The organism is Paenibacillus sp. 2RAB27, assembly GCF_052115445.1.
Classification (GTDB): Bacteria; Bacillota; Bacilli; order Paenibacillales; family NBRC-103111; genus Paenibacillus_E.
On record NZ_JBFRGR010000019.1, the window covers coordinates 26,170 to 52,965 of the forward strand.

Annotated in this window: 30 protein-coding genes; all 30 read right to left on the bottom strand. The window is 40.5% G+C overall.

Annotated features, from left to right (window positions below):
• Positions 1 to 3 precede the first annotated feature (3 nt).
• Positions 4 to 1,419, bottom strand: a complete 1,416-nt coding sequence (locus tag AB4114_RS22805) for a DUF342 domain-containing protein (RefSeq protein WP_441990510.1) — start codon at positions 1,417 to 1,419, stop codon at positions 4 to 6.
• A 28-nt stretch (positions 1,420 to 1,447) separates the two neighbouring features.
• On the bottom strand, positions 1,448 to 2,236 hold the full coding sequence (locus AB4114_RS22810; RefSeq protein WP_171635824.1) for a FliA/WhiG family RNA polymerase sigma factor: 789 nt from the start codon (positions 2,234 to 2,236) through the stop codon (positions 1,448 to 1,450).
• Between the two features lie 19 nt (positions 2,237 to 2,255).
• A complete protein-coding gene (locus AB4114_RS22815) occupies positions 2,256 to 2,687 on the bottom strand; it encodes a hypothetical protein (RefSeq protein WP_441990511.1) in 432 nt (143 codons plus the stop codon).
• Positions 2,687 to 3,181: a chemotaxis protein CheD gene (locus tag AB4114_RS22820; RefSeq protein WP_171635822.1), complete on the bottom strand. Its 495-nt coding sequence runs from the start codon at positions 3,179 to 3,181 to the stop codon at positions 2,687 to 2,689. The genes AB4114_RS22815 and AB4114_RS22820 overlap by 1 nt, the downstream gene beginning before the upstream one ends.
• Entirely contained in the window at positions 3,178 to 3,798 is a 621-nt protein-coding gene (locus AB4114_RS22825) for a chemotaxis protein CheC (protein ID WP_441990512.1), read from the bottom strand. Before AB4114_RS22825 ends, AB4114_RS22820 begins: the two co-directional genes overlap by 4 nt.
• Before the next feature lie 3 nt (positions 3,799 to 3,801).
• Positions 3,802 to 4,263, bottom strand: coding sequence for a chemotaxis protein CheW (locus AB4114_RS22830; protein ID WP_057315684.1), 462 nt, complete (start codon positions 4,261 to 4,263; stop codon positions 3,802 to 3,804).
• Between the two features lie 69 nt (positions 4,264 to 4,332).
• Complete coding sequence (locus AB4114_RS22835) at positions 4,333 to 6,405, bottom strand: chemotaxis protein CheW (RefSeq protein ID WP_441990513.1); 2,073 nt, start codon at positions 6,403 to 6,405, stop codon at positions 4,333 to 4,335.
• A gap of 43 nt (positions 6,406 to 6,448) precedes the next feature.
• Entirely contained in the window at positions 6,449 to 7,573 is a 1,125-nt protein-coding gene (locus tag AB4114_RS22840) for a protein-glutamate methylesterase/protein-glutamine glutaminase (protein WP_441990514.1), read from the bottom strand.
• Positions 7,574 to 7,620: 47 nt separating this feature from the next.
• The gene (locus AB4114_RS22845) at positions 7,621 to 8,490 is read right to left on the bottom strand and encodes a MinD/ParA family protein (RefSeq protein ID WP_441990515.1); all 870 of its coding nucleotides are present in this window, start codon (positions 8,488 to 8,490) and stop codon (positions 7,621 to 7,623) included.
• Positions 8,487 to 9,791: a flagellar biosynthesis protein FlhF gene (flhF, locus tag AB4114_RS22850; RefSeq protein WP_441990516.1), complete on the bottom strand. Its 1,305-nt coding sequence runs from the start codon at positions 9,789 to 9,791 to the stop codon at positions 8,487 to 8,489. The genes AB4114_RS22845 and flhF overlap by 4 nt, the downstream gene beginning before the upstream one ends.
• Positions 9,788 to 11,821: a flagellar biosynthesis protein FlhA gene (flhA, locus tag AB4114_RS22855; RefSeq protein ID WP_441990517.1), complete on the bottom strand. Its 2,034-nt coding sequence runs from the start codon at positions 11,819 to 11,821 to the stop codon at positions 9,788 to 9,790. The genes flhF and flhA overlap by 4 nt, the downstream gene beginning before the upstream one ends.
• A 21-nt stretch (positions 11,822 to 11,842) precedes the next feature.
• Positions 11,843 to 12,937, bottom strand: coding sequence for a flagellar biosynthesis protein FlhB (flhB, locus tag AB4114_RS22860; protein WP_441990518.1), 1,095 nt, complete (start codon positions 12,935 to 12,937; stop codon positions 11,843 to 11,845).
• 10 nt (positions 12,938 to 12,947) lie between these two features.
• Positions 12,948 to 13,748 carry a flagellar biosynthetic protein FliR gene (gene fliR, locus AB4114_RS22865; RefSeq protein ID WP_441990519.1) on the bottom strand — a complete coding sequence of 267 codons (801 nt, stop codon included), beginning with the start codon at positions 13,746 to 13,748 and terminating at the stop codon, positions 12,948 to 12,950.
• 12 nt (positions 13,749 to 13,760) lie between these two features.
• Positions 13,761 to 14,030: a flagellar biosynthesis protein FliQ gene (gene fliQ, locus AB4114_RS22870; protein WP_028558285.1), complete on the bottom strand. Its 270-nt coding sequence runs from the start codon at positions 14,028 to 14,030 to the stop codon at positions 13,761 to 13,763.
• A gap of 26 nt (positions 14,031 to 14,056) precedes the next feature.
• The gene (gene fliP / locus AB4114_RS22875) at positions 14,057 to 14,782 is read right to left on the bottom strand and encodes a flagellar type III secretion system pore protein FliP (protein WP_441990612.1); all 726 of its coding nucleotides are present in this window, start codon (positions 14,780 to 14,782) and stop codon (positions 14,057 to 14,059) included.
• Between the two features lie 44 nt (positions 14,783 to 14,826).
• Positions 14,827 to 15,459: a flagellar biosynthetic protein FliO gene (locus AB4114_RS22880; protein ID WP_441990520.1), complete on the bottom strand. Its 633-nt coding sequence runs from the start codon at positions 15,457 to 15,459 to the stop codon at positions 14,827 to 14,829.
• A gap of 48 nt (positions 15,460 to 15,507) precedes the next feature.
• Positions 15,508 to 15,870 carry a response regulator gene (locus AB4114_RS22885; protein ID WP_028558282.1) on the bottom strand — a complete coding sequence of 121 codons (363 nt, stop codon included), beginning with the start codon at positions 15,868 to 15,870 and terminating at the stop codon, positions 15,508 to 15,510.
• Positions 15,871 to 15,894: 24 nt separating this feature from the next.
• Entirely contained in the window at positions 15,895 to 17,163 is a 1,269-nt protein-coding gene (gene fliY, locus AB4114_RS22890) for a flagellar motor switch phosphatase FliY (RefSeq protein ID WP_441990613.1), read from the bottom strand.
• Complete coding sequence (fliM, locus tag AB4114_RS22895) at positions 17,156 to 18,154, bottom strand: flagellar motor switch protein FliM (RefSeq protein WP_441990521.1); 999 nt, start codon at positions 18,152 to 18,154, stop codon at positions 17,156 to 17,158. Before fliM ends, fliY begins: the two co-directional genes overlap by 8 nt.
• A 35-nt stretch (positions 18,155 to 18,189) precedes the next feature.
• Positions 18,190 to 18,675: a flagellar basal body-associated FliL family protein gene (locus AB4114_RS22900; RefSeq protein ID WP_056624955.1), complete on the bottom strand. Its 486-nt coding sequence runs from the start codon at positions 18,673 to 18,675 to the stop codon at positions 18,190 to 18,192.
• Positions 18,676 to 18,897, bottom strand: coding sequence for a flagellar FlbD family protein (locus AB4114_RS22905; RefSeq protein ID WP_314804889.1), 222 nt, complete (start codon positions 18,895 to 18,897; stop codon positions 18,676 to 18,678). It abuts the gene before it with no gap.
• A gap of 62 nt (positions 18,898 to 18,959) precedes the next feature.
• Positions 18,960 to 19,781 (bottom strand): flagellar basal body rod protein FlgG, encoded by an 822-nt coding sequence (flgG, locus tag AB4114_RS22910; protein ID WP_441990522.1) that lies wholly within the window; start codon positions 19,779 to 19,781, stop codon positions 18,960 to 18,962.
• Positions 19,782 to 19,877: 96 nt separating this feature from the next.
• Positions 19,878 to 20,270 carry a TIGR02530 family flagellar biosynthesis protein gene (locus AB4114_RS22915; protein WP_441990523.1) on the bottom strand — a complete coding sequence of 131 codons (393 nt, stop codon included), beginning with the start codon at positions 20,268 to 20,270 and terminating at the stop codon, positions 19,878 to 19,880.
• A complete protein-coding gene (locus tag AB4114_RS22920) occupies positions 20,267 to 20,710 on the bottom strand; it encodes a flagellar hook capping FlgD N-terminal domain-containing protein (protein ID WP_441990524.1) in 444 nt (147 codons plus the stop codon). Before AB4114_RS22920 ends, AB4114_RS22915 begins: the two co-directional genes overlap by 4 nt.
• A 32-nt stretch (positions 20,711 to 20,742) precedes the next feature.
• Positions 20,743 to 22,197: a flagellar hook-length control protein FliK gene (locus tag AB4114_RS22925; RefSeq protein ID WP_441990525.1), complete on the bottom strand. Its 1,455-nt coding sequence runs from the start codon at positions 22,195 to 22,197 to the stop codon at positions 20,743 to 20,745.
• Between the two features lie 33 nt (positions 22,198 to 22,230).
• Positions 22,231 to 23,148: a MotE family protein gene (locus AB4114_RS22930; protein WP_441990526.1), complete on the bottom strand. Its 918-nt coding sequence runs from the start codon at positions 23,146 to 23,148 to the stop codon at positions 22,231 to 22,233.
• A gap of 23 nt (positions 23,149 to 23,171) precedes the next feature.
• Positions 23,172 to 23,615: a flagellar export protein FliJ gene (fliJ, locus tag AB4114_RS22935; RefSeq protein WP_171635804.1), complete on the bottom strand. Its 444-nt coding sequence runs from the start codon at positions 23,613 to 23,615 to the stop codon at positions 23,172 to 23,174.
• Positions 23,616 to 23,624: 9 nt separating this feature from the next.
• Positions 23,625 to 24,953 (bottom strand): flagellar protein export ATPase FliI, encoded by a 1,329-nt coding sequence (gene fliI / locus AB4114_RS22940; protein ID WP_441990527.1) that lies wholly within the window; start codon positions 24,951 to 24,953, stop codon positions 23,625 to 23,627.
• Positions 24,953 to 25,816 carry a FliH/SctL family protein gene (locus AB4114_RS22945; RefSeq protein ID WP_441990528.1) on the bottom strand — a complete coding sequence of 288 codons (864 nt, stop codon included), beginning with the start codon at positions 25,814 to 25,816 and terminating at the stop codon, positions 24,953 to 24,955. Before AB4114_RS22945 ends, fliI begins: the two co-directional genes overlap by 1 nt.
• Positions 25,770 to 26,786 (bottom strand): flagellar motor switch protein FliG, encoded by a 1,017-nt coding sequence (fliG, locus tag AB4114_RS22950; RefSeq protein ID WP_068662580.1) that lies wholly within the window; start codon positions 26,784 to 26,786, stop codon positions 25,770 to 25,772. Before fliG ends, AB4114_RS22945 begins: the two co-directional genes overlap by 47 nt.
• Positions 26,787 to 26,796: the final 10 nt, after the last annotated feature.

A 26,796-nucleotide genomic window follows, 5' to 3' on the forward strand; every position in this document is an offset into this window, starting at 1 on the left:
CACTTACACATTTGCACTCATGACAATATCGCCTTCACTTAATCGGAATGTCATTCGGTTCGTTGGATCTTTAATAAATTTTGTGTAACGACCAATGACAATTTTGGTACCACCATAAATCGTCGAAATAACTTGAACCTTAGCATTCTCAGAATCCTCAAGAGATTTCTCGATTTCCAAAATCCGTTCCTTGATCGATACTTGTTCGTCCACAGACTGCTTCTTCGTATTATTAAGTTTAATACGCATGGCAAGTTTATCAGGACTGAGCTGGCCCGCAGCAGCTAATTGATCCAACAAAGTAAGCGCTTTACTCGTTTTTTCCATATTCTCACTCAGTGATCTTAGTTGATTACGAAGTTGAATCATTTCATTCCGCAATTCAGGCAGAACCCCTACTTCAATTACAGTTGCTGTTGACATTGAATTCCCAATTGTTCTAGCCGTAACGCGTTCTCCAGCTTGAATGGTCCCGCCTACGATTAAACCTTTTGCACCCACACAATTGACACTTCTACCCGCTCTAACCGTCGAATGCATGATACTTTGGGAAACGTTTAGATCACCAGAAACTTCAATCGTGGCATCCTGGATGAATGAGCTCTTCACATTCTTACCAGCTTTGATCAAAGCTTTATTTTGCCCTACAATACCTGCCGAAATTTCAATCGATCCTTCTGCTTCAAGCTCCGCGGCTTCAACTCCACCAGTCACACGAATGTCTCCAGCTGCTCGAATTTTGAACCCAGGTAGAACATTCCCTCTAACAACAACTGTACCGATAAAGTCAATGTTACCAATATTATAATCGACATCCCCATTAATCTCGTACACAGGGAATACGTTTATTTTATCTCGATCCGTACGGACTACCATGCCATCAATCGTTGCGTATAGCCCCATCTGATCAGCATCAGTTACAACATTTTTACCTACTTTGAATCTAGCTTCTTTACCTGTTTTTGAAAAAAGCGTTTCACCAGTAACAGCACGACCAGGTGTGCCGCCTGTAGCTAAAAAGCGTTGACCAATCAATTGCCCTTTTCTAACATTATGAATGGATACGACTTCTTTATAATTGACCCGGCCGTCTTCCAGCTCCAAGGGTTTTTTTTCGTTGTCATCGACGTCAAAAGATAATTTAATATATCCATTTTGACCATCTACCTGTTTAGTTCCCGTTGCAATTAGAGTCTTTTTATGAGAAAAAGATTTAGGATTTGCTGCAATTTCTGCAAGCACTACTTGATTTACTCCATGAATAATGCGATTTTTTTGAACCAGATCTAATAATTGCCCAATTGAGACTTTAAACGTATCTTCAGTATTACTGATAAGTAAATGAGCAGATAACTTGTCATCTGACACTGTAATACTTATGAAGAAATCCAAAGGCATGTTCCCTTCACTCACGGACATACCACCTTTCCATACTTTCAGAATAAGTTTAATTATCTTGAAAAAGTTGATTTTTAAATCGTCCGAGTACACCTTTAAGTCTTAAGATCGCTTTAGAGTGCAATTGAGAAATACGCGATGGTGATAAACACATGACCTCTGCAATTTCACTTAATGATAACTCTTCAAAATAAAATAGTGAAACAACAGTTCTTTCTTTTTCTGTCAAGCGATCTATCGCTTTTGCCAAGGATTCTTTCAAATAAAACTCGTTTACTTGAGATTCTGGGTTCTTGGCTTTCTCATCCACGATAAGGGATAATCTAGTCTCTGACTCTTCTTCGCGTATGGGGTCATCAATCGAACATATGGTCGTAACAGAGATATCCTGTAACATTTGTTGAAAATCTTGCTCGCTAATTTGTAAAAAAGTACTTATCTCCGAATCTGTAACTGATCGAAGATATTGTTGTTCGAGCTTTTGATAAGCGTCTTCTACTTTTTTAGCTTTTTCTCTAACTGACCTTGGAACCCAATCCCCTTGACGTAAGCCATCAATGATTGACCCGCGAATTCTCCAAGAAGCATAAGTTTCAAATTGTAAGCCTCTTGCATAATCAAACTTCTCAATAGCATCAATTAATCCCATAACTCCAAAGCTAGATAAGTCATCTTTGGAGACACTTTTGGGAAGACCAATGGCTAACCTGCCTGAGACATACTCCACTAATGGTAAGTAGTTCTCTATTAGAGCTTGTCTAGCCGCAATAACACCTTGTTCTTTCCACTGTTTCCATAAATCAATATTTGCAAGCTGAACTTGCTTTTGATCAATCATGATTAATGATACACCATCCTTAATCTTCAGACATTCGCCTCAAGGCACCCGCCAGTTGTTCAGGGTCCAAATTATTCTTGGTGACTAGCTTAGGTGGATTCAATGGTGAAAACTGCATATCATTAGATTGTGCATCTTTCGTCTGATTCGTGTGGTTAGATTTCAGTAATTGGCGTGTTTCTTCATCCTCATCGGGTGTACTTAGATCTAAGTTCTGACCAACCCCGGATGAGGAGTTCTCGAGTAATGAATCCTCTAATGAAGAAACAGGTCCAATTAATAACCCTAAGACCCATCTAAATCCAAATGTGACAACGAATAAAATGAGAAAGCTGTATCCTGCTTTGATACAGGATGACAAGAATAAATTATTGCCTATCGATAAGGCAAACGTAAAAATTCCAGCTAACAAAGCTACAATGAGATTAATTCGAATAGTACCAATCATCATTAAATTTCCTTTACTCCTAATTGAACACTACGGATCTGGAGGATCCCTGTCGCACTAAAGAACTCAATCGTGCGGCCATAATTAGCTCCTGTATCCTCTGCCAGAATAGGAATCTTGTAACGATTCAACATTTCTTTACAAGATTCTACATTCCTCGGTCCAATTCTCATCGTATCATTATTTCCGGCAAAAGCAAACATTTGAGCACCACCAGCCAACTTGGCTTCAAGCTTACTTATATTGGCTCCTAGCTTTTCCATTCTTGAAATTAGCTCTGGAATAGCCGTATCTGCGTACTTCGCTATATTCAATGAACCTTCTCGCGCTATTTCAGATGAAGGCAGCATGACATGAGCCATTCCTGCTACTTTTGATCGGCTGTCGTATAGGGTAACGCCTACACATGAACCTAATCCTGTTGTCTTCAAAACGCCAATTTGATGAGCAACATTCAAGTCAGCCATACCTACTTTAATTAAGTTTTCTAGCGTCATGGAGAGACTACCCCTAATGCCGAAAAGATTTTACCAAACGATTCAGGATCAGGGATTAAGAAAAAGTGCCCTTGCACTTCATTCTCCCCTTCCAAAAATTTAGTATCAATGAGAAGAGCCTGGTCTCCCATTTGACCAAATTGCAATAAACCATAGCTTAAAATTGCACCAGCCATGTCGATCGCCAGCGCTGGAACCGTCGGCTGCATATTTAAATTCGTAAAATCAGCAAGCGAGGATAAATAAGAACCGGCAAGTATGTTTCCAATTTCATTCAGTGCTGATAATTCTAACTCTGAATACTCTTCATGATCCGTTAAGGATAAACCAACCAAATCATGAAGCATGTTTTTGGCAGCATCCAAGTCAAGAATGAAAAACATATTTCCCGGGGCATCCCCTTCAACACGTAAGAAGATGGCTAGTACGACTGTCTCAGCCCCGCCGACGCTTTCGCAAATTTCTTCGAAAGGCAACATTCTTACTTTTGGAACCAACATATCAATCGGCTTATCTAGTAAGGTAGAAAGCGCAGTCGCTGCGTGCCCTGCGCCAATATTACCTACTTCCTTAAGCACATCTAATTGAAAATCCTGTAATTGGCTAAAAACGTCCACAAGCTATTCCTCAAATCTTTCAAGCTGCTGAATTTCACTACGATTCAAAACTTGCTCTAGGTTTAGAAGAACTAATAATCGACTCTCGCCTACACGAGCGATTCCATCCAAGTATTTCGCTTTAATGCCACCAACTACTTCTGGCGGTGTATTAATATTATCTGTATCGACATCAATAACATCATTAGCCGAGTCAACAATCAAACCTACTTCAAATTCTGCCGCAGAAACGATAATAATACGAGTTGCATCCGTACTTGCTACTTCTTCAAGTCCAAATCTAGCGCGTAGATCAATAATTGGAATTACAATACCACGCAAATTAATAACACCTTTAATAAATTCTGGTGCTTTAGGTACGCGAGTCATTGGTTGCATTCTTTCAATCGTTCTAACTTTTTCTACTTCTACACCATACTCTTCCGATCCAAGTGCGAAGACAATAACTTTCTTTTCTTCTCCCATTGTCAAATCCTCCTTAAAGTTTTCGTTAGAAAACTGACTTCGTAAGCATCAGCTTTAATCGAATATGGTTTATTTAATCAATGCATTAGGATCAATGATCAAAGCAACTTGTCCATCCCCCAGAATGGTTGCTCCAGAAATTGCGAAAATCCCTGTTAAATATTTACCTAGTGTTTTTAACACGATTTCTTGTTGACCAATAAATTCGTCCACCATAAGTGCTACTTGCTTATCGCCTTTGCGAACAACAACGATTTCTGTTTCTTCTTCCAATTCCTCGTTAAAATCAGGAACTTGAAATAATGTGCTCAGGGACAATAATGGGATAACCGTTTTGCGGTAATCAATCATCTTAGTACCTTGGATGTTGCGGATTTGCGACTTCTGAATGGCTGACGTTTCCACAATGGAGGATAATGGAATCGCATATTTCTCACTGCCCAAACGTACTAACATCGCCGAGATGATGGAGAGTGTCAGTGGCAACTGAACGGAAAACTTACTTCCAAAGCCTGGTTTAGAATCTACTTGAACATGTCCGCCAAGCATCTGAATTTTTGTCTTCACGACATCTAAGCCTACACCACGACCAGATATATCTGAAATTTTCTCCGCCGTACTAAATCCTGATGCGAAGAGCAAATTATACACTTCATGATCTGTTAATTTAGCTGCTTGTTCTGCTGTAACGAGACCATTTTTCAAAGCAGTTTTCAAAACTCTATCTCGATAAATCCCTTTACCGTCTTCTTCGATTTCAATAAAAACATGATTCCCGCTGTGGAATGCGCGAAGTTGAATCGTGCCTTGTTCTGGTTTACCAACGGCTAAACGCTCACTGATCGATTCAATTCCGTGATCAACTGCATTTCGCAATAAATGGACTAAAGGATCACCGATTTCATCGATAACGGTACGATCTAATTCAGTATCAGCACCTGTTATCACTAGATCTACTTTCTTGTCTAACGATTTAGCAAGATCTCTGATCATACGAGGGAATCGATTAAATACTGAATCTACAGGAACCATGCGAAGCTTCAGAACGATATTTTGCAAATCACTGCTGACACGGGACATATGTTCTACGGTCTCGGTCAAATCATTCCGTTTCACTTCACTCGCTAATTGCTCGAGTCGAACACGATCGATCAACAGTTCACTGAATAAATTCATCAGTGTATCTAAACGCTCAATATCTACACGAATCGTGCGGCTTGCAACTGGAGCCCCACCTGCGGCTGGTTTAGCAGCACCTGGATTCACAGCTGGTTCTGAAGCTTTGGGTGCAGCTACATCAATTGTAGGCACTGTAGTCGCAACAGCAGCAGCGATTTCTTGACGAGCTGTTTCAATCTCTGCAATCGGTCGGGATAATTCTGCAAGAGATTCTGTATCCACGGTTATAATAACAGCAGAAGCAATTTCAGAAACATTTAAAATTTCTTTCTCTAACGTTGCTTGATCAACTTTGGAGATAAAGTACAATGAGAACGAGCGATCAAACTTCTCTTGCTCAATTTCTTGCACGGAAGGCGTCGACTTAATAATTTCGCCCATTCTTTCCATAGCATCGAATACCATGTAAGCACGTGCAGCTTTTAAGACACAGTTTTCATTGACGCTAACTTCGATATAGAAAACTAGAAAGCCTGAATCGATCGATTGTTGAAGAATTGAGTATTGAAACTCATCCACTTCAATGCCTTTGGCTGGTTCTTTTACTGCAACTGTAGTTGTAACAGCTGGGGCTTTTTTGTAGTCCCCTGTCACGATGGATCTAAGAGAGGTAACAATTGGACTGACATCCGCTTTACCTGTCCCTCCTTGAATGATATCTTCAACCATGGATTCCAAGGAATCTAAACTTTTGAAAATACAATCAAATATGTAAGGATCCATATCTAGTTTGCTATTACGGACAAGGTCAAGCACATTTTCCATGTCATGTGTAAGAGCTGCGATGTCCTCGAACCCCATTGTTGCAGACATCCCTTTTAACGTATGTGCTGAACGAAAAATGTTATGTACTATACTTATATCTTTCGGATTACTTTCTAAATTAAGAAGATTTTCATTCAATGATTGCAAATGCTCTTTGGATTCATCGATAAACATCGATAAATATTGACTAAGTTCCACTACCACACACCTCCAATAGAATCATCAGTACCCCTTGTTTGCTTCAATTCATTTCATTCTGTACACATCTAGATAAACGAACCGCAATTTCTTGCTGAGGTAATACATGCATTGCAGCTTGATTTTCAACAGCGGCTCTTGGCATCCCATATACGACACAAGTTTCTTCTGCTTCAGCAATCGTTGTGGTTGCCCCCGATTGTTTCAAAGAAAGCATCCCTTTGGCTCCATCACTTCCCATTCCTGTCATCAAAACGACATGTCGTTTTAACTCATTCATGTTTAGTAAAGATTCAAACATCACATCTACTGAGGGTCGATGACCTGAAACAGGTTCATCTTTGGTTAATCGAATTTTGTACGTTCGGTTCGGATCTTTGTGAATAACCATATGCCATCCACCCGGGGCCACATAAGCAGTCGCCGTTTGAAGGACTTCTCCATCAGCAGCTTCAACAACCCTAATTTGAGAAATATCATTCAAACGTTGAGCTAGTGATTTGGTAAAGTTAGGCGGCATATGTTGAACAATTAAAATTGGTGCTGGAAATCCTGCAGGAATATTGGAAATAACTTGATGTAAGGCTCTCGGACCACCGGTTGAAGTCCCTATGGCTACTAAATGACTAAAATGTGTCGTAGTTGTGATAGTCTGAGCAACCGAATCGGCTTGTTTCAAATTGTCTTTCATCATCTTAGATCTCAATGACAAGGGATTAACTTTTACTACAGGTGATTGCACGCTTGCTGGTTGGTTGACACTCATTTTTGAACGTACTGCCATAAGCAATTTCTCATGCAGCAATAGCTTAACTTTATACAAATCCAGAGAGATGGAACCCGATGGCTTTCGAATAAAGTCTACTGCCCCCAACTCCAAAGCTCGAATCGTCTCAGAAGCGCCCTCTTGCGTTAAGGAGCTCAGCATGATAACGGGAGTTGGCTGCTCTTCCATGATGTGTTTAAGCGCATCCAATCCATTCATAACAGGCATTTCGATATCCATTGTGACAGCATCTGGTCGAAGCAGCTTAACTTGTTCAATTGCTTCTTGACCATTCTTAGCAGTACCAATGACTTTAAATTGCGGATTCTCTGAAATTAAATCACTTACTATTTTTCGCATAAAGACGGAGTCATCTACGACAAGAATGTTATATATTGCCAAGCTGCTTCCCTCCTCTATCTGCTTATTCGACACGTTTTTCAAAATTCCTATTTCAAAAGTTTCAACATTTTATTTAAAAAGCTCTTGACACCCGTTGATGGCGTTTCAATAACGCGATATCCCTTAATATAATTGTCGGTAAGCGTTTTGATGCTCTTAGTTGCCGTTGAATAAGGAAATGCAATTGAGAAAGGAATTTGTCTTTTCACTGCTTTAGAAACAACTGGATCATCATCAACAAACCCTAAGGTTGGAATATGAATATTCAGAAATTGTTTAGCTACTAAAGAAATTTTGTCCGCTGTCTGCTTGCCTTCTCGCGCATCTGTAACACGATTAATAACTAGTTTAAATGCAACATCGTGGCCCATTGAATTCACCATTTTAATAATGGCATAGGCATCTGTAATGGATGTCGGTTCAGGAGTCGTAACTACGATGGCTTCTTCAGCCGCAAGTATGAATTTTAGCGTTTCTTTGGACAGGCCTGCCCCTGTATCGAAAATAATAAAATCCACATAGCCATTCAATTGCATAACTTGTTCCGCAAAATAATCTAACTCTTCTTCCGTTAATCGCAGTAGGTCATTAAAACCAGATCCACCCGCGATGAACTCCAAATCATTTGATCCCTTTTGGATGATTTCCCAAATCGTCTTATCCTTCTTTAGCAAGTGATATAGACTATACGTTGAAGATACACCCATTAATACATCAATGTTCGCGAGTCCAATATCTGCATCGAATACAAGCACCTTGTAACCCAAAGACTGCAGTGATAAAGCGAAGTTTAGCGTAAAATTGGATTTACCTACACCACCTTTTCCACTGGTTACGGTAATAATCCTGGTTGTTCTTGTGCCTTTATCCCCTTGTGTTTGAACCAGATTCCGCAACCCTTCTGCTTGATCCTTCATGTTCTAGGCTCCTCCAATAACAAATCAATGATTTGCCACTCATTCATTTCCGTAATATCATCGGGTACACTTTGCCCAGTTGTCACATACGAAAGCTTGAGAGAAAACTCATGAACAACATTCAAAATGGCGCCATAGGAATCCGTTTCATCCATTTTGGTAAAGAGCACTTTGTCCAATTTGAATTTACTAAAATTATTCGTAATCGCTCGTAAATCACGATATTTGGTCGTTAAACTTAATACTAGTATCGTTTCACTATTCCCTTGTGTCTTCAGTAATGAATTCAATTCTGAAACATACATTTCGTTACGGAAATTACGTCCTGCCGTATCCATGAAAATGATGTCGCATTCTGCTAGATTTTGAAAGGCTTTCGTCAAATCCTGCGGTGAAAATACAACTTCAAGTGGCACATTTAAAATGGTTGCATATGTTTTCAGCTGCTCAATCGCAGCAATCCGATAAGTGTCTGAAGTAATGAATCCAACTTTACGATGGTATTTCAATACTTGCTCCGCGGCCAACTTGGCTATCGTGGTTGTTTTACCAACACCAGTAGGGCCAACGAAATGAACAACGCGAGTTTGTGTAGATATATGCTTACTATGATCCGTTTGTAGAATCTCTCCTAATTTCGAACGAACAAGTTGATGAGCTGTTTCTTCTGTAACAGGTTCATCCGCAAGTTGAAAATCCGCCATAACTTCATCCATAATCTGTCGTACAAGTGTTGGGTTCACTTCTTGGTCATAGAGTCTTTGCTCAAGCGTTTGTAACGCTTCAGGAAGCTTATCCCCGTCGTTCACTTGTGTAAGCTTCTTCATCATTTCTTTCATTTGTTTGAGCTCATCCATTACTTGGTCATCTTTTACCGACGCCCTCGCTGCTGATTGAACAGAAGAAGGTGAATAGGCTTGATGCGCTGCAGGATTCACAACTCTCTCTGGTTGAGGAATGGCACTTACTGTTACTGGCTCGCTCATCATTGCCACAGGTGCTATTACATCAGGTACATCTGGAAAATCTGATTGAAAACTAGTTTTAAGTGGAGCTACCTGACTATTCACCTTAGGCTGCGGTGGCATCTGTGGCGCTACTCGTTGGGGAGCAGGCGCAGGTTTCGCATTAGCAGCGTCAATTGCGGCAATGACTTCTATTTTCTTCTTTCCAAACATACCAAGAAAACCGCCGGTCCGAATTTCTTTCGTATTCAGAATCACCGCATCCTTGCCAAGATCCGTCCGAATTTTTTGCAAAGCATCTGGCATGGAATCAACAACATATCTTTTTACTCTCATAAATTGACTACCCCCATGCTTTGGATTTCAACGCTAGGCTCTAATTCGCTATACGAAAGTACGGGTATATCTTGCAGTGTTCGTTCTAAAAGCTGTCTAACATACATCCGAATTGTTGGTGAAGTTAAAATGACTGGTTGCTGCCCTGATTGGATTAATTTCGTAACTTGCTCCGTTACACGATGAAAAATAATTTGTGATGATGAAGGATCTAACGCCAAATAGCTGCCTTGATCTGATTGTTGCACAGAATCTGCAATTTTTTTCTCCACCGAAGGACCTACCGTAATTACTTTGAGTGAATCTCCATGTGAAGTAAACTGTTGCGTGATTTGTCTTGATAGTGACTGCCTCACATACTCAGTTAAAATCTCAGGATCTTTCGTGTACGTACCATAATCCGCAAGAGTTTCTAAGATTGTGACCAAGTCACGAACTGATATTTTCTCACGTAATAGTTTGGATAGAACTTTCTGAATATCTCCAACAGCTAGTACGGAAGGGATTAGATCATCAACAAGCGCAGGATATGACTCTCTTACATTTTCGATAAGCGCCTTCGTTTCCTGACGACCCAGTAGCTCATGAATATGTTTCTTGATAATTTCAGTTAAATGCGTGGCCACAACGGACGGTGGATCTACGACAGTATAGCCAGATAGTTCTGCTCGTTCTTTGTTTACTTCATCAATCCAAATTGCTGGTAAACCGAATGCTGGTTCTGTAGTTTCAATACCTGATATCGAATCATCATCAAAACCTGGACTCATGGCCAGATAGTGATTTAAAAGTAGTTCGCCGCGTGCAACTGTATTGCCTTTAATTTTGATGATATACTCATTGGGTCTTAATTGGATATTATCGCGAATTCGAATAACAGGAACTACGACTCCAAGCTCCAATGCACATTGACGACGTATGAGAATAATCCGATCTAATAAGTCACCGCCCTGCTGCGTATCTGCAAGAGGGATTAGTCCATAGCCAAACTCAAACTCGATCGGATCAACTTGTAGTAAGGAAATAACACTTTCTGGACTTCGAACTTCCTCAATCTGCTGCTCTTCCACCAATTGCTCTTCTTTAATCGCTTCACGATCCAAATTCTTTTGCATTTTAAATGCGGCATACACCAATAAGCCAGCTATCGGATACGTTGTAAACCAATGGATCGGAGTAAAAGTACCTAAAACAACTAAAGTGCCGGCAACGATATACAACAATTTAGGTTGAGCCGTTAATTGTTTTGTAATATCATGACCTAAATTACCCTCAGATGATGCGCGAGTAACAATGATACCTGCTGCAGTTGAAATTAATAGTGCAGGGATTTGGCTGACCAACCCGTCACCAATTGTTAGGATCGAGAAAGTTTGCAGTGCCTCTTGAAAATCCATCCCCTTCATGGTCATCCCAATGATAAATCCACCAATTAGATTGATAACAAGGATAATAATCCCGGCTATCGCATCGCCTTTGACAAATTTACTGGCACCATCCATGGCTCCATAAAAATCTGCCTCACGCTCAATCTTTTGTCGTCTTTCTCTTGCTTGAACCTCATTGATTAAACCAGCATTCAAATCGGCATCAATACTCATTTGCTTGCCGGGCATTGCGTCTAAGGTAAACCTTGCCGCTACCTCGGCCACGCGCTCAGAACCTTTGGTAATAACGATAAATTGCACTAAGACAAGGATGAGAAACACAACGAATCCCACGACGATATTGCCCTGCGCAACAAATGAACCAAAAGTTCTGACCACGTCGCCTGCTTCAGCATGCGCCAAAATATTACGTGTTGTTGACACGTTTAATGCTAATCGAAAGAGTGTTGTAATCAGTAGCAAAGAAGGGAAAATAGAGAACTGAAGCGCTTCTTGTGTATTCATAGCAACCAAAATAATCATTAATGCTATGGAAATATTAATAATAAGTAAAAAGTCCAGCAAAGGGATCGGAACAGGTACAATCATCATCAACACGATGCCAATAATACCGACTAAAACTAATAAATCCTTGATTTTCATCAGATTGCACCTCCCTCTACGTTAATTCGTCTTACCCTTCATCTTATATACATACGCTAGTACTTCTGCCACAGCTTGGAATAGATCTGCTGGAATGGCATCACCAATTTCCACCTGTGCAAAAATCGCTCGAGCAAGCGGCTTATTTTCCATCGTCATAACGCCATTTTGTTTGCCGACTTCTTTAATTTTTAATGCAACATAATCTGCCCCTTTTGCAATTACTGTAGGAGCCTGCATATTTTTGGCATCATATTTCAAGGCAACTGCGAAGTGAGTTGGGTTGGTAATGATAACATCGGCCTTAGGAACTTCCTGCATCATGCGTTGCATGGCCATTTGACGTTGTTTGGCACGGATCTTCCCTTTGATAAGAGGATCGCCTTCACTTTTCTTATACTCATCCTTAATATCCTGTTTGGACATTTTGAGACTTTTCTCATGTTCGTATTTCTGATAAATAAAATCAAAAATAGCTAGTACAATCAGAATAGCCCCGATTTTTATTCCTAAGCTTAACGTAACCGAAGCAATAAATGAAAATGTACTTTCCAAAGGCGTGTGGCCTAACCCCAATAATCTAGCTTTTTGCCCCATCAACGTGGTATAAACCGCATAACCGATGATTAACATTTTCAAAGTCGACTTTAAAAAATCCACCACTGTTCGCATCGAAAAAATCCGTTTAAAACCACTGATTGGATTAATCTTGTCAAACTTCATCATCAAGGGCTCACCGATAAACATAAAACCAATTTGCGCATAGTTCGCTATAAAAGCGATCAGAACTACCAGTAGAAAAATTGGGGCCAGAATGATCAATCCTTGTATCGTTAAATCCGTGAATAACACTTGTACGTTCCCTACTGTTACATTCATGCCTAATTGATTCGCATATACATCCCGGAAGATATGAATAATCCTTCCTTTCATAAAAGAACCAAACATTAGAAAAGCCACGAATGAAAAAAGTAAAATGGAAGCCGCGGGCAAGTCCATACTTTTTGCAACTTGGCCCTTTTTTCTGGCATCCTGTCTTTTCTTTGCAGTAGCAGGCTCCGTTTTTTCCCCAGCAAACCATTGTAAATCAAGCTGTAAACGAAGTTGTTGGGACACGGCTCTCCTCCTACTTAAGTGTTGTCTGCGGCGAACCGCCCATAATATGAAGCATTTGCTCCATATAGTCAAACATAGTTCCAAACAATTGCTGAAATTGTGAAATTAACTCTGGGAATACAATAACAAGCAGGAAAAATCCAAGAATCATTTTAAGAGGTGCGCCGATTACAAAAATATTGAATTGCGGTGCAACTCTTGTCAGGAGTCCTAAACCTAAATCAGTTAGAAATAAAGCAGCTACTATGGGAGCAGCGAGTTGGAATGACAGGTAAAACATCTTGGAAAGTGATTTAAATAAAAAATCTGAGATTTGTCCATCATAGATGCGACTAAATAATGCGTTATCAATTGGCACCCATTTGTAACTGTCAATGATTGCTCTGATCAAGTAATGATGACCGTCAAAGGACAAAAACAACAAGACTGCAATCATATATTTCAGATTACCTAGCATCGGTGTTGAAGCACCTGATAAAGGATCAATGACGCTCGCCATACTGAATCCAATTTGCATATCCATAAATGAACCCGCCGTTTGGACTACGGTGAAAAACAGATAAGCGAGGAAACCTAAAATGATACCAATTAGCATCTCACGAATAATCAACAGTACATATACACCATCAATTGGCATGGACTTCTCCATCCCCAATGTTGCCAAAATAATCAATGATATAAATACAGAGAGCCCCACTTTGAACATCATTGGAATATTTCTGGAAGAAAGAATTGGAACCACGACAAAAAATGATGTAATTCGACAAAAAATAAGCAGAAAAATAGGGATCGCTTGAATAATTGTTGGCATTTCACTCACAACCTAACCAACGAATTTGTAAAGATTGTTGAGTAGATTAAAGGTAAAATCAACTAATGTATTCATAATCCATGATCCGAAGATAAGGATGGAAAGCAATACTGCAACAATTTTCGGAACAAAGGCAAGTGTTTGCTCTTGAATCTGTGTCGTCGCTTGAAAAATACTAATAGCCAAACCAACGATTAATCCAATAAGCAGCATTGGCGCACTAGCCTTAAGAACGGTATATACAGCCTCGCCAGCAATTCGTATTACAAACTCCGAACCCATCTAGATTACCTCCGATATCTTGGTCTTTAACCGTAGCTTAAGAGTAACGATCTCACCACAAGATACCAACCATCTACAAGAATAAAAAGAAGGATTTTGAATGGAAGTGAAATCATCACGGGCGGGAGCATCATCATCCCCATCGCCATTAATGTACTGGATACAACCATATCTATCACCAAAAACGGAATAAATATCATGAATCCCATTTGGAAAGCAGATTTTAATTCACTTATGGCATAGGCAGGTACTAGTGAAGTGAGAGGTATGTCTTCAACACCAGTTGGCGCTTTGGCTTTAGAATAGTCGAGAAACAGCTTCAAATCCTTCTGGCGCGTATGTTTAAACATAAACTTCTTCATGGGCAGTGATGCCGTCTGAAAAGCCTGCGTTTGATTGATTTCACCTTTTAAGTACGGTTGAAGTGCTGTTTGATTAACTTCCCCTAAAGTTGGAGACATAATAAAAAAGGTTAAAAACAGAGCGAGTCCGATTAAAACCTGATTAGGTGGCATTTGTTGAGTTCCTAATGACGTTCGAACAAAACCCAATACAATAACAATGCGTGTAAAACTCGTCATTAAAATAAGAATAGAAGGAGCTAGACTTAATACCGTAAGCAACAAAAGGAGCGTTACCGTATTCGAAGAACCCCCCGTTGCCGTGCTCGTCCCAATATTGACGTTTAATCCGGGAATCGGATTCGTAAGATCAGTTTCGGCAGCAGAAGCAGTTAATGACAATAGGAACATGGATATCACAGTGAGCAGTACTAAGCCGATTAATTTATTTCTTTTCATTCTTCATTCAACCGATCTGTTTGTTTTTGATCAGACAACCATTCTTCTACATGCTTATTTCGATCTGTTACACGCTTTAATTTATCATGAAATACTTGTTGGAACGAAGAAGTAATCTCTACTTCCTCTTCTATATCGTTCTTCTTTCGTGGTATCTTGTTAATCCACTTGCTTATAGTGCCAAAACCCATTCGATCATCCTGTGAGGATTGTAAGAGCTCTGAGATATAAGCCACTTCATCAGCGTCAATGATTTTATCCAATAACTGAATGTTCTCACCGACGCCAACAACGAAGAGGGAATGACCGATCTCCACAATTTGTATGGATTTGTTTTGGCCAAGGGGAACTCCACCTAAAGAACGTATCGAGTTCCCAAACATTGTACCTTTATTTTTCTTTGCCACATATCTCATCAGTACATAAAAAAGAATAATTATAAAGGCAAGAACTAAAATCACCTTAACTACCATCAAAAGTGAGTCACCTGAGCCCAATGAACCTGGGTAGTCAGAAATTGGATCAACTTTATTCGGTTCAGTTTCCGCATGTACGACTGTACTTGTGTAGAACATAGCCATAAAACTGAGAATCGTTAAGTATGCTTTATTCGATTGAAGTCTTTTCATAAGAACAACCCTTTCGGTTTATGTAAGACTCAACCGAATCCGGACGGTTTAACCTAGAGTCTTTTTAATAGCTTCGATTACGCGGTCAGCTTGGAATGGTTTAACAATGAAGTCTTTCGCCCCAGCTTGAATGGCATCAATAACCATGGCTTGTTGACCCATCGCAGAACACATAATTACTTTCGCATTTGGTTCAATTTTTTTGATTTCTTTTAAAGCTTGAATACCATCCATTTCAGGCATCGTGATATCCATCGTAATTAGATCTGGTTTCAACTCTTTATATTTTTCGATAGCTTGTGCACCATCATTCGCCTCGCCACATACTTCATACCCATTTTTAGATAAAATATCACGAATCATCATTCTCATAAAAGCTGCATCATCCACAATTAGAATACGGTTAGCCATTGAAAATATCCCCCTAAAATTAAATTATTGTAATTTTTGAATTCGTTCCCATTGATTAACAATGTCAGTTACACGAACCCCAAAATTCTCATCGATAACTACAACTTCACCTTTAGCAATCAACTTATTATTGACCAAAATGTCTACCGGTTCACCAGCAAGCTTGTCCAATTCAATGATAGACCCTTGAGACAGTTCTAAGATGTCTTTAATCACCTTATTCGTTCTGCCCAACTCTACGGTTACCTTAAGTGGTATATCGAGAAGTAAATTCAGGTTTGTATCATCCGCTTGCGCGTAAGAGCCTGATTGCAAATTACCAAACTGAACAGGTTGAACATTCACATTACGATTCGGCATACCACCATATGCAGCTGGAGGTTGTTGTTGATACATTGGCTGCTGCGGTGGATACATCGGTTGTTGTGGTGGATACATCGGCTGACCCATAGGAGGTTGCTGATACATCGGCTGCTCATACATCGGTTGTTGGTATACAGGTTGCTCATACATTGGTGCTGGTTGCGATTTAGGAGCTTCTTGCACAGGTGGAGCTACTACTGGTGGTGCTTGCGCCGCCGGTGCAGCTTCCATTTCTGAATCAGTATCACCACCACCCATTAAGATCGATACCATTTCTTTGGCGAAAGGAACAGGCAATAACTGCATAATATTGGAATCAATAAGATCGCCAATGGCAAGTCGGAACGATATCTTTATAAATACGTCCTCATCAGGCAGTTTTCCTTCTCCTTTCGACAAATTTAATATGTCGATTCCTGGTGGAGAGATATTGACAAATCTATTAAATATGGTAGACATGGAGGTAGCTGATGAACCCATCATCTGATTCATGGCTTCCTGTACCGCGCTGATATGAATTTCGCTTAGATTTTCATCACCGCCGGTGCCATCTCCACCCATCATAAGATCGGCGATAACTTGAGCATCTTTGGTTTGAATAACAAGTAAGTTAATTCCATGGAAACCATCAACATAGTTCACATGTACGGCTACATGAGGTCTTGGAAACTGTTCTTCCAATTCTTCTTTACCGATAACAGACACCTTAGGTGTCGTAATATCTACTTTTTTGCCCAGTAACGTCGATAACGCTGTCGCCGCGCTGCCGAAAGTAATGTTACCAATTTCCCCAAGTGCATCCTGCTCGAGCGGGGATAAAAAATCTTCTACTTGCGGAGGCCCATGAAATGAAGAGACAGAACTTTCTTCAGATGATTGTCTCAATAAAGCGTCGATCTCTTCCTGCGACAAATAATCTCTGTTATTCATCATATTCTTCTTCTCCTTCATTCACGATTTCTGTAATTTGTACAGCCATCTTCCCTTTTACGGTACCAGGGCTTCCGAGATATTTCAGCTTCTCGCCCACTTTGACTTGAAGCGAATCTTCGACGGATTTATGCAGAGGGATTACATCGCCTATTGTTAAACCTAAGAACTCTTGGATAGAAATTTCAGACGATCCCAATTCTGCAATGAGAGGTAGCTTGGTTTTCTCCAAGCGTGATTGAAGTGCTTCCACTTCTTCAGGTGCTCTCGTTTTCTTCTGGGAAACAAACCAGTGATGTACAGAAAGCCGAGGCATGATAGGTTCAATAACAACATGAGGAATACATAAGTTGATCATACCTGTTGTGTCCCCGATTTTGGTGCTCAGCGATATTAATGCAATCGTTTCATTGGGAGAAACAATTTGCATAAACTGCGGATTCGTTTCTAGTGCCTCTAAACGAGGTTGAATATCAATAACAGTTTTCCATGCTTCTTGCAAACTATCAAATGCTCGACTGAAAATGCGCTCCATAACGATCGTTTCAATCTCGGTTAATGCATTAATTTTAGTTGGCGTCGTACCTGCTCCGCCTAGTAATCGATCCAACATAGCAAAGGCAACATTGGGATGTACCTCAAGTACCATTCGACCCTCTAAAGGCTCTGCTTCAAAGATGTTCAAAATGGTCATTTTCGGGATCGAACGAATAAATTCATCATAGGGCAATTGTTCAACCTGAACTACACTGATTTGCACGAAAGTACGCAGTTGAGCTGAAAAATATGTCGTTAAAAAACGCGCGAAATTTTCATGAATCCGAGTTAAGCTACGAATATGGTCTTTAGAGAAGCGTACTGCTCTCTTAAAATCATAAGCCCTTACCTTCTTCTGAGTATCCTCCTTCTTAAGTTCATCTGCATCCATTTCCCCGGAGGACAGCGCAGCTAGCAAGGCATCGATCTCATTTTGCGATAAAACATCAACCATTCGAGTCACCTCCTTTAAGCAAAATCATTTATGAGTTACTGCAGCACTTTATCAGTTATCCAAATTTGTTTGATTTTACCTTCATGCAATAATGGGTTTAGTTTGTTCATTATTGTAGAAGTTAAACTATCTGAACCTTTGCTTCCTTCAATTTGCTCTTTCGTCATATCGCCAAGAATCTGGACAATCGTTCCCTTAACGGCTGAATCGAGCAAACTATCGAACTCAGCTTTGGCCTTTGAATTTTCCATTTCAAACGCAAAGCTAATTTTGATAAAATTTTGACTGCCTGATAAATTCGTTAAAATATCCTTAATGATAGAAGTATTCGCCTTAACCGTCTCCGCTGATGGCGCTTTTGTTGGTTTCACACTCGCAACAGCATCCTGAGCCTTCACTGCAGGATCTGTGGATTCATTATTCTTCTCCATAAAGTTCCACAACACGAACGCTGCAGTCAGAATTAGTGTGATAGCAATAAGGATGGAAACAATGAGTATAAATATTTTGTTCTTAAACACTTATGAACCCTCCGTATCCCTGGACTGTATTGTCGCTCGGACGGAACCAATATCTTGCATGTAGGTCCGCACTAAGCTTACCACAACCTCTGCCTTTTCGAGAACTGTGATTTTCTTGCCTGTCGTCAACGTAATCATCGTATCCGGAGTTTCTTCGATAAGCTCAATTAGAATTGCATTCAAGATAAGCGGTTTACCATTTAAACGAGTGAGTGAGATCATCGTTCTCCTCCTGAATCAGGGTAAGGGGAGCAGAGCTCCCCCTTCTTTCATTCAACTACTGATTAATGCTTCAGATTAACAACTTCTTGAAGCACTTCATCTGACGTTGTAATAATTCTGGAGTTCGCTTGGAATCCACGCTGAGCAATGATCATTTCTGTAAATTCACCAGTTAAGTCTACATTGGACATTTCTAGTTGCCCAGAGATGAGTGTACCCGTTCCCGTTGCTGGATCACCAGCAGAGCCAACTACAATCTCACCCCCTGGATTAGCGTTTGCGGTCATTTGATACAAATTTCCACCGATTTTCTCAAGTCCAGCTGGGTTGGTTACTTTAACAACGCCAACTCGTTGCCCTGTATTGATCGTTTCACCATCCGCATTTACGCCAATAATGTCACCATTTTGAGCAATCGAGAACGATACAATTTCCTCTGGAATGATAACGGGACCTGCTCCATCAGCGCCCATAACATGAAGTCCCTCAGAATTTACAAGGTTCCTATCCGGATCCACTGTGAAGTTACCAGCTCTTGTCAAAAAAGGAACATCTACTTGATCGACAGTCCCAACTGCGAAGAAGCCATCGCCATTCACACGTAAATCTGTTACAACATTTGTCGTCATTGCACTACCAGCTGTGTGCACAGTATCAATAGCAGCCAAACTAACACCCAAACCAACTTGCTGTGCATTCACACCACCTCGGTTTTCATCAGGCGCGCTAACGCCTGAAACCGTCTGACTAAGAATGTCTTTAAACATAACACGACTACCTTTAAATCCGATGGTATTTACGTTAGCGATATTATTTCCAATAACGTCTAACTTCGTCTGAAAGCCACGCATACCTGAAACGCCTGAGTACAAAGATCTTAACATGAAATAGGCCTCCTAAATCGGATGTAAGTATATAAATTTGAGTTGCTTCTTTCGATCCACAACTCCAGGCTTCCTAAAAGGTCGAGCCCTGCAAACCTATGAAATTATCATTGCACTATCGATCTGTGTAAACACATGATCATTCATTGCTTGGCCATCTAACGCAGTCACTACGGTTCGATTGGGTACATTTACGATATATCCATTCCCTGCTAAGATCAGTAGTGCGTCTTTGGCACCTTTGGATGCAGCTTTATCAATGGCATTGTTCATTTTCTCAATTTGCTCTGGTTTGAGTTGAATGCCGCGTTCTTTTAACCTGACCTCAGCATGATGACTAAACCTTACAAATTGATCTTGGAAAATCTTCTGAAAAGTAGGATTTACGTTATTCCCGTTAGGTATTACTTGCTGCGTTGGTGTTCTTCTCGTTGAAGTAGGAGAAACCGCGCTAGGATAAAGTTGACCTATGGATATTCGCTCTGTCATTCTGTTTCTCCAGCGTTTTCAATTTTCTTTAACTTATCCAAGGAAACTTCCACACCATTCACAGTGGCAAATTGATTTCCATCTTTAAAAGTTATCGAATCTACTACGCCAGACATCTCAGTTGTAACACCTGATGCATCTGTTCCTGTCCATGATATTGACTTACCAATTAATCCAGACACGAAGCCTAATGATTGTCTCATTAGTTTCATTTCACTAGCCATATTCGTTAATTGCTCAACAGAAGTAAATTGAGCCATTTGAGCGATAAACTCTTTGTCCTGTAAAGGCTGTGTAGGATCCTGATTCTGAAGCTGTGTAATTAAAATTTTCAGGAAATCATCCTTACCCAGGGTTGTACTGTCCTTCTCTTTGGTTTTCGCGTTAGTCCCTTTATTAATCAGGTCAGTGACATTACCAACGATTGGATTTGTAGCCATACGTTCACCTCCAACAATTCATTCTACTTCAATTAGGCAATGACATCGAAGGAATTACCGTTTGTATGAATGCGAAGCTGTGCAATTTGCTCCATATCTTCTTTAAACTGGGTAGCATCCACTTCAATTTCACTCGAGCGATTTTTGGGTTGTCGTTGTGATTGATTAAAGCTTTGCGGTTGACGTTGTTCTTGGAACATGTTAGAAGACATGTTTTGACTTTGCGTAACTTCTAATTTCTCAACTTGTAATCCCTGCGTCAGAAGCGCTTGACGTAATTGAGGCAACTGGCTTTCTAACATTTGTTTGCCAGCTAAAGTATCAGCCGCAAACTGAGCAAATAGTTGTCCATCATGCATGGAAATTTTCACATCTACATGTCCTAAATTCTTAGGAAACAAAGATAGTTTAGCCTCAGAGAATCCTTCGGACATCGTAATTCTCATGTTTTTTAATACATGTGTTGTCATCTCTTCTGTGAAATTAGCGGTTGTTAACACCGGTACTGGCGTTTTATCAGCTACTATCGTCACTTGCTGAGATTTCTGTAAATCACCAATCGTTACGATTGAATTTGTTCCCGTAGTTGTCTCAATTGGTAGATCAACGAGTGGGAGAATTGTCGATTCCGAAACGTCATTTGACTGTTTAGTTACAACGAATGGGATATGCTTAATTGCAAATTTCTCTTGTTTTGGCTGAAGCGATTGAAGATTTACGGAAAGACTGTTATCTAGCGACGAGTCATTATCACGTTTGCTTATGTACTTGTTGGAAGCAATTCTCCCATTTGGTGAAGTGTGTTCTTTAGCTCCAGTGACGGGAACATTAGACTCAATAGAACTAGAGGATACATCATCGACAGTTATTATCTTCTGTGCTCTTCCAACTTCTGCTATAACCTCTGGAAGTAACGGTTGAATCGTACTCGCGAGTTCTGTATTCAAGAAGTTTAGAATCGGATTGTCTGGCTGCTGCTTGGATAAAGCTGACAGTGTTAACAAAGTATTCTGTGCTTTCAGGCTCAGCGAATTAGTTGTTGGCTGTTGCCACATTGCAAGATTTCCAGCCGCAAGTGGGTTTGGCGTGTTGCTAAGTGCAGCTAACAAATCTTCTGCATCAACAAACCACTTTTTCACTTTAGGATCTTGCAATAATTTGTCAGCAAGTTCAGGATTACTATTCATGGCTTCTAAAAGCAATTCTGGCAAAGTACCATCGGACGAAGTCACTTTTGATTCTTGAGCCACATCAGTTTGAATTGGCATGACCAAGCTTTGAAGCATTTGCAACATCATACTCATTGAAAGCTCAGTTTCTGATGGTTGCCCTTCAACCATTGGTACCTTCTCTTGTGCGGTTTGGTCAGAAAGAAGTGCTGAAAAGCTATCTGTCGTTCCATTTCCTTTAGAAGTCGCTTTACCTGTAGTTGTTGAAGCTGTTGCTCCTGTTTGAGTTACCGGTGCTGAAGTCATCTGTACGTCCATTTTTTTCACCTCCCTTCCTAATTTACCTGCAAGTTACGGTACAAGCTTTGCTGCAATTGTTGCTGCAATCTCCTTATTAGCATCTGAGAGGGCTGACATCACTTTAGAACGTGATGAATTATCCATCCCACTTAAAATGGATACAACTTTTGCTGGGTTTGATTTATTCATCTCTAGCAGGACGTTTGAAGCGCTTTTTGGTGTCATATTGGCAAAAGTTTGTCCAAGATCCGAAGTGCTCACCGTGCTTGTCGCTGCCTTCGCATCCTTCGTGTTATTCGTGGCAAGTCTTTCTTGTAAAGCAGCTATTTCTTTGTCACGAACTGGCACGATATCTTTCAAGCCGATGGAAGCAGCAGCTGCTTTTGCAGCATCCATTTTCTCAAGAATCGCTCCACGATTATCTGCTTTCATCATAGAGAACACCAGTACCATTTCATTTGGTGTCAATGCCTCAATGATAGGTGCAACTTTACTCGGCGTCATTTTGGCGTACATATTGGCAAGCTGTGTGATTTGATTCGTGTACTCTTCTTCTGATTGCGTTTTATCTTTTAACTTTTCCTCAAGTTCGGCAACCTTCGCAACTGCTGCTTTTAGGGAAACGTCTTTATTCTCAGTCGTCGAATCCGCTTTTTGCAAGGCTGCTGTCAATTCATTAACGCGAGCATTCAGCTTCGCTATCTCATCTTCCTTAAGTTTTACACTTTGCTCAGATGATACTGCTTTACCTTCAGCTGTCACTGGTGCAGTTTCTTTTGGTGCTGGGACTACTAATCCAACGACAGGCGTGTTGTGCAATGCTTTTTGAATACTACTTTTGATATCATAATCAAAAATTGAAAGCAGCACGAAGAGTAAAACCGCCGTAAACACAAAGGGGATGACAAACCATATCAAAAATCGCTCCAGTGCACTATAAGATGCACCCTCTACGCTTGTATCGGCCATCTCTTCGTCCCTCCTTTTCTAGCTTAATACGATAAACGCCTAAAACGATTCGTAGCCATTTCATCAAGAGCATCCTGCTCTTTTTTAGCGATCATGAATTGGAATTGGGTATGAGCTTTTTCTCTTGCTTTGGTCCATACTTTTTCATCTATCATTTTCACAGACAAATGTTCTTGCTTCTCAGTTACGATATGTTTAGCTTGTTTAACATCCTGATGCTTGCGAACAATTTGTTTGTCCACATGATTCATATAGCTCTGCATGAGAAGCATGTTCGATATCGACACAGAATGGCTAGTTGCTTGAATCATTTCATTGTGCAAGTTTTCCTTCTGCTCGAACAATCCGTTTAAGCTTGTTTCTTCATTCCTTAACTGCCCCATTGCTTCAGATAAAATCCATTCTGCTTGCGTTCGTTCATTATTCTTCAAATCGACAATTTGCTGGAAAGAGTAGCGAAAACTCATCTAGGACCCTCATCCCTTATAAAATTCTTGGATTAATCGTTCTTGAGCTTCTTCGTATGTTAACTTTTCACTTGTTCGCTGTTTCGTGAAATCCCAAATAGCTTCAATATTATCCATCGCTATATCAATATTTGGATTAGAACCTTTCTGGTACGCCCCGATATTGATAAGATCTTCCGAATCTTTATAAATAGAGAGAAGACGCTTAAGTTGATCAGCAGCTTCCATGTGTTCTGACGGTACAATCTCTTTCATAACTCGACTTACACTTGATAAGACATCGATCGCAGGATAATGACCCTTGTTCGCAATACTACGATTTAGGACGATATGACCATCCAAGATTCCTCGGACCGCATCTGCAATAGGCTCGTTCATATCATCACCGTCGACAAGCACCGTGTAAAATGCAGTAATGGAGCCCTTCGCACCTGTACCTGACCGTTCTAGAAGCCTAGGAAGCATAGCGAACACAGATGGAGTGTATCCACGTGTGGCTGGAGGTTCACCAACGGCTAATCCCACCTCACGTTGTGCCATAGCAAATCGTGTTACGGAATCCATCATCATCATGACATTTAAGCCGCGATCTCTAAAATACTCAGCAATACTTGTCGCAATCATAGCGCCTTTAATCCGAATTAATGCGGGTTGGTCGGATGTCGCCACGATCACAACCGATCTTGCCAAACCTTCTGGACCTAGATCTCGCTCAATGAAATCCAACACTTCTCTGCCTCGTTCTCCAATGAGAGCAATAACATTGACATCGGCTGAAGTGTTGCGGGCTATCATTCCCATTAAAGTACTTTTCCCAACACCAGACCCTGCAAAAATACCAACACGTTGACCTTTACCAATTGTTAATAATCCATCAATACAACGAACACCAACAGATATTGGATTAAGCACACGTGGGCGTGTTAATGGATTACTGGGTAAATTATTCGTCGAATACTGCGCCATCCTTGAAGGCAGATAGGAACCATCTAATGGTTGACCTAGACCATCTAAAACTTTTCCCAATAGCTCATGTCCAACCTGGACTGTTAAAGGTTTACCTGTGCCAACAACATCGCAACCAGGTCCAATGGCATCGAGATCACCAAGCGGCATTAGAATAACTTTGTTGCTTCGAAAACCGACCACTTCCGCTTTTAATGGTTTATTGGATTTATGCGGATAGATATAACATAGATCACCAATACTGACGTCAGGACCCTCAGATTCAACTGTAAGTCCAATAACTTGCGTCACTTTACCGTTTACCCTAATTGGATCAATCGTTTGTAAAACTTCTTTGTATTTATCCACCTTCGGGAGCGATGTCTGTGTCATTATGATTCCTCACTTTGTAAGGCCAGTTGCTGAAGTGTTGACTTAATTTCTTTCAACTGAGTATCAATTCTCGCGTCTATGCTTCCGTACGATGAGCGAATTACGCAACCTTGATCTTGCACAGAAGAATCCGGAATAATTTCGAGTTCGGCTTGTGAATCAATGGAAGTGATCAATTCTTCTCTAGCATCCTGGATATACGCGAATTGCGAAGGAGCTACACATAAAGTAATAATTCCCTTTTCACGTCGGCGAGAAAGTATTTTCTGAATGAACTCAATGACCCAACCGGGTTCGAGAGAAAGCTGTCGAACAATAATTTTTTCTGCGATGGATGTGCTTAATTCTATTAGAAAAGGTTCTGACTCTTGGATAATTTGTTGCTTCAGCTTATAAGATAACTCAAGGATGGATCTAGCTTCAGCCAACATTTCATCATATTCTTTTCGAAGAACATTCTCCGCTTGAGCAACACCTTGACGATAACCTTCATCAAATCCTACTTGTTTCGATGCGTTCGCTAGCTCTACATCTTCAGCTCGCTTGCTTTCCCACCAGCTAGCAATGTCAGATTCTGTTTCTTGGCGGATTAATGCACATTCTCGCTTGGCCTGTTCAATTTGATCACTAGCAAAAGCTTCAGCATCATCCAAAATTTGTTTTTTCAACGAGGTTGCATCGTTAATCTCAATTTGCATTTCAGCTGACATGCTATTTTCAACAGCGGGAGCTTCTGGAACAGCTTCTGTTTGAGTGGCATGCGATTCAAAAATCTTTTTACTTTCCATCGGATAATATGCGAATGATTTAATGACATTAGACAATAATATCATCTCCTCCACCACGTGCGATGATGATTTCACCCGACTCTTCTAAACGACGAATCGTAGCCACGATACGGGTTTGTGCTTCTTCCACATCACGTAATCGAACAGGCCCCATAAATTCCATTTCCTCTTTGAAAGTCTCCGCCATACGTTTGGACATGTTTTTGAATAACACATCGCGAACCTCTTCACTCGCAACTTTAAGCGCAAGTTGCAAATCAGCATTTTCAATGTCGCGGATAATACGTTGAATGGAACGATTGTCGATATTGACGATATCTTCGAATACGAACATCCGTTTCTTGATTTCTTCAGCAAGCTCTGGATCTTGAATTTCTAATGAGTCGAGAATCGTACGTTCTGTGCCTCGATCAACACCATTCAATATTTGAACGATGGATGCGATACCACCAGCATTTGTGTAATCCTGCGTAACCGTCGAGGAAAGCTTCTGTTCTAATACGCGCTCAACCTGTGAAATAACTTCTGGTGATGTACTATCCATGAGTGCAATCCGTTTAGCAACATCGGCTTGTTTCTCCTGTGGGAGTGACGACAAAATGATCGATGCCTGTTCAGCTTGCAAATAAGATAAAACAAGTGCAATGGTCTGCGAATTCTCATTTTGAATAAAATTGAGAATTTGCGCAGGGTCTGCTTTCCGTGCAAAGTCAAACGGTCTTACTTGAAGTGTAGCTGTCAAGCGATTGATGATATCAAGCGCTTTTTGAGAACCTAGTGCCTTCTCCAAAATATCTTTGGCATAAGCGATACCACCTTGAGAAATAAACTCTTGCGCCAAACAAATTTGGTGAAACTCGGCAAGAATTGAATCCTTTTCTAAGGTATCTACTTTACGCACATTCGCTATCTCAAGCGTTAATTGTTCAATTTCTTCTTCACGCAAATGTTTGAAAATTTGTGCTGAAACCTCAGGGCCTAAACTGATCAAAAGAATAGCTGCCTTTTGTCGTCCGGTCAACCCTTGTAAAGCGGCTCTGGCCATACAAGTGCAC

What these genes read in the sequence shown, in the direction of transcription:
- AB4114_RS22805 (WP_441990510.1), bottom strand. Translation starts at nt 1,419, where the DNA reads ATGTCCGTGAGTGAAGGGAACATGCCTTTGGATTTCTTCATAAGTATT.
- AB4114_RS22810 (WP_171635824.1), bottom strand. Translation starts at nt 2,236, where the DNA reads ATGATTGATCAAAAGCAAGTTCAGCTTGCAAATATTGATTTATGGAAA.
- AB4114_RS22815 (WP_441990511.1), bottom strand. Translation starts at nt 2,687, where the DNA reads ATGATGATTGGTACTATTCGAATTAATCTCATTGTAGCTTTGTTAGCT.
- AB4114_RS22820 (WP_171635822.1), bottom strand. Translation starts at nt 3,181, where the DNA reads ATGACGCTAGAAAACTTAATTAAAGTAGGTATGGCTGACTTGAATGTT.
- AB4114_RS22830 (WP_057315684.1), bottom strand. Translation starts at nt 4,263, where the DNA reads ATGGGAGAAGAAAAGAAAGTTATTGTCTTCGCACTTGGATCGGAAGAG.
- AB4114_RS22845 (WP_441990515.1), bottom strand. Translation starts at nt 8,490, where the DNA reads ATGAAGGATCAAGCAGAAGGGTTGCGGAATCTGGTTCAAACACAAGGG.
- flhF (WP_441990516.1), bottom strand. Translation starts at nt 9,791, where the DNA reads ATGAGAGTAAAAAGATATGTTGTTGATTCCATGCCAGATGCTTTGCAA.
- flhA (WP_441990517.1), bottom strand. Translation starts at nt 11,821, where the DNA reads ATGAAAATCAAGGATTTATTAGTTTTAGTCGGTATTATTGGCATCGTG.
- fliR (WP_441990519.1), bottom strand. Translation starts at nt 13,748, where the DNA reads ATGCCAACAATTATTCAAGCGATCCCTATTTTTCTGCTTATTTTTTGT.
- fliQ (WP_028558285.1), bottom strand. Translation starts at nt 14,030, where the DNA reads ATGGGTTCGGAGTTTGTAATACGAATTGCTGGCGAGGCTGTATATACC.
- fliP (WP_441990612.1), bottom strand. Translation starts at nt 14,782, where the DNA reads ATGTTCCTATTGTCATTAACTGCTTCTGCTGCCGAAACTGATCTTACG.
- AB4114_RS22880 (WP_441990520.1), bottom strand. Translation starts at nt 15,459, where the DNA reads ATGAAAAGACTTCAATCGAATAAAGCATACTTAACGATTCTCAGTTTT.
- AB4114_RS22885 (WP_028558282.1), bottom strand. Translation starts at nt 15,870, where the DNA reads ATGGCTAACCGTATTCTAATTGTGGATGATGCAGCTTTTATGAGAATG.
- fliY (WP_441990613.1), bottom strand. Translation starts at nt 17,163, where the DNA reads ATGAATAACAGAGATTATTTGTCGCAGGAAGAGATCGACGCTTTATTG.
- fliM (WP_441990521.1), bottom strand. Translation starts at nt 18,154, where the DNA reads ATGGTTGATGTTTTATCGCAAAATGAGATCGATGCCTTGCTAGCTGCG.
- AB4114_RS22905 (WP_314804889.1), bottom strand. Translation starts at nt 18,897, where the DNA reads ATGATCTCACTCACTCGTTTAAATGGTAAACCGCTTATCTTGAATGCA.
- flgG (WP_441990522.1), bottom strand. Translation starts at nt 19,781, where the DNA reads ATGTTAAGATCTTTGTACTCAGGCGTTTCAGGTATGCGTGGCTTTCAG.
- AB4114_RS22915 (WP_441990523.1), bottom strand. Translation starts at nt 20,270, where the DNA reads ATGACAGAGCGAATATCCATAGGTCAACTTTATCCTAGCGCGGTTTCT.
- AB4114_RS22920 (WP_441990524.1), bottom strand. Translation starts at nt 20,710, where the DNA reads ATGGCTACAAATCCAATCGTTGGTAATGTCACTGACCTGATTAATAAA.
- AB4114_RS22925 (WP_441990525.1), bottom strand. Translation starts at nt 22,197, where the DNA reads ATGGACGTACAGATGACTTCAGCACCGGTAACTCAAACAGGAGCAACA.
- AB4114_RS22930 (WP_441990526.1), bottom strand. Translation starts at nt 23,148, where the DNA reads ATGGCCGATACAAGCGTAGAGGGTGCATCTTATAGTGCACTGGAGCGA.
- fliJ (WP_171635804.1), bottom strand. Translation starts at nt 23,615, where the DNA reads ATGAGTTTTCGCTACTCTTTCCAGCAAATTGTCGATTTGAAGAATAAT.
- fliI (WP_441990527.1), bottom strand. Translation starts at nt 24,953, where the DNA reads ATGACACAGACATCGCTCCCGAAGGTGGATAAATACAAAGAAGTTTTA.
- fliG (WP_068662580.1), bottom strand. Translation starts at nt 26,786, where the DNA reads ATGGCCAGAGCCGCTTTACAAGGGTTGACCGGACGACAAAAGGCAGCT.